This is a genomic window from Anaerosporobacter sp. (assembly GCF_965301125.1).
The window spans coordinates 1-1,964 of sequence record NZ_CBDLAM010000357.1 but is presented as its reverse complement, the minus strand read 5'-3'; the positions used below and the strand labels follow the sequence as shown (position 1 = coordinate 1,964).

At 33.9% G+C, this 1,964-nt stretch carries 2 protein-coding genes; both read right to left on the bottom strand.

What is annotated here, in order from left to right; all coding sequences use genetic code 11:
* Positions 1-209: 209 nt before the first annotated feature.
* Positions 210-590, bottom strand: coding sequence for a DUF4181 domain-containing protein (locus tag ACW2QF_RS19905; protein ID WP_455717758.1), 381 nt, complete (start codon positions 588-590; stop codon positions 210-212).
* Positions 591-651: 61 nt separating this feature from the next.
* The gene (locus tag ACW2QF_RS19900) at positions 652-1,674 is read right to left on the bottom strand and encodes a C45 family autoproteolytic acyltransferase/hydolase (RefSeq protein WP_455717757.1); all 1,023 of its coding nucleotides are present in this window, start codon (positions 1,672-1,674) and stop codon (positions 652-654) included.
* Between the last annotated feature and the right edge of the window lie 290 nt (positions 1,675-1,964).

Here is a 1,964-nt window from a genome sequence, read left to right as displayed (position 1 = left end):
ATTGATCAGCAGGAAAAGCGAATATCCTCTAATAACGCTTCACCGTCCGACACGATTGAAGCCTAATGATTAAAATGGGTCCCCGTGTGCCGAACATGTTCAGCAGACGGGGGCTCTTTTTATCTGTTTTCGTAAGGATTGTTGTTAATACCATGGAAAAAAGACAGCTTTTTTGCTGTCTCCGGTGTTTAACTAAAGAATCTATTTGTTTACATAGATTGCTTCAATCCTATAATTCTTATGAACTTCTCTATATTATATATAAGAACTACAAATATAATCATAAAAATAAGTGTACTAATATATTGTTTTGAGTCCTTCAAATACTTCCACTCAAGAATAGCTTGAAAACCCAAGAATGAAGTACCAGAAAGCATAAAATACCACTTCGATAAGGATCCATCCTCGTTAATACCAAATGGAATACAGCATAAAAAGATAACTAGAATAATAGCTCTTCCCCATCGATTTATATTTTTGCCTGAAGTTTCCGATATTTTCCCCTTCACCTTCACACCAAGCAACTTATCCATTATTTTTTCTAATAAGAGCACTAGGATTATAAAAATAATTAGGAAAATGAGCCCCATAAAAAATCCCCCATATAATTTTATTTCCCATTATTAGAACGCATTTTCCAATTACATTATTTCATTTACCTCCCTCTTCTATAACCCCAGTTAAAATATGTTGATCGATATCTGTTCCGTTAACCCACTCTTCAAGATCTATATCTAAAACTTGATTACTTTGTGCAATAGCAGTTAATATTCTTGAATCCTTGAATGAATAAGAAAATGTGTGGAGTGTTCCAAATAAATTATCATAATCAGTAAAAAAAACTGGAGAACTCTTATTTGCAAAAGAGTGAAACATCTCTGATTGAGTAAAATGACTTTCCTTGAAGCTTTGTAAGTAATTATTCCTTTTAATAGAGCCTTCAATAGAGGGTCTGTTTTTCTTTTTTAAACTTTTATCTTGAAAATGATTTACACACGTTAATAATGACGGGTTTCCCCTTACAATTACTTTATCTGGACTTACTTCAACCACTGCTATATTTCCAAATTTATCTCCTATTGAAAAATTATAACAAGCTGAATGAGGAATTTCTTTAAGCATATGTATAGCTTCATCAAGGTTAGTACAGGTATCAAGTATCATTCTTATTGATGTCCAAGCCGATAAACCTTTTGTATATGCGTTATTACTAACAAAATGTAGGCCTAAAGCCAACCCGTGGTTATTAACACCATCATGCCTACCAATAGCTTGCAAATTATAACCAGCTGTGGAATTAGCATTTTCGGGTTGGAGTAAGCTAAAACAACCATCATAAAGCATTGGAGAAAAGTCATAATTCCGTATATAGTAGTCCTTTGTAATGATTGCTGAGCAACCCATTGCTTCCGTTTTTGGTACATCATATCCACTGAATAAAGCTGCAGTTTTATGTAATGGTAGCTGTAGTCCCTCAGCCAGTCCCTCTAGTTCATCAATTAAGTGTGGTGCAAAATATGTAAATATACTCATCATATTTACATAATCTATTTCATTCTTTGTGATCATTTCTAGAGTTTTTAAAATGGGGCGGTTTTGTATGTATTCTCCCATCTTCTTCCCTATATTAAATGAGCTATCTCTGATTTGTATTATATCCACACTAAAGTCCAATTACCTAATCCCTCCCTTTGATGCATATGTATAAATACACCGTATTTGCTAAGCACGCTCCATAACAATATAAAAAATTCGACATTTTCCTTACATATCCTGCTTATTCATCAAACTGTCCTTTTGATGAGAGAGGAAATCCAATAGAATCACACTCTCGTATACGGCCATGGCCCTAAACAAAAAGCATCCCGCCGATTAACGCATACGGCGGGATGCTTATTAAAATTTAATCAGACTTAAAGGTTATCTGTGTCAATCCGGTTTTTCGGAAATGTTTTCTTCTTTTC

Coding starts and splice junctions, on each gene's coding strand:
- ACW2QF_RS19905 (WP_455717758.1), bottom strand. CDS start 590: ATGGGGCTCATTTTCCTAATTATTTTTATAATCCTAGTGCTCTTATTA.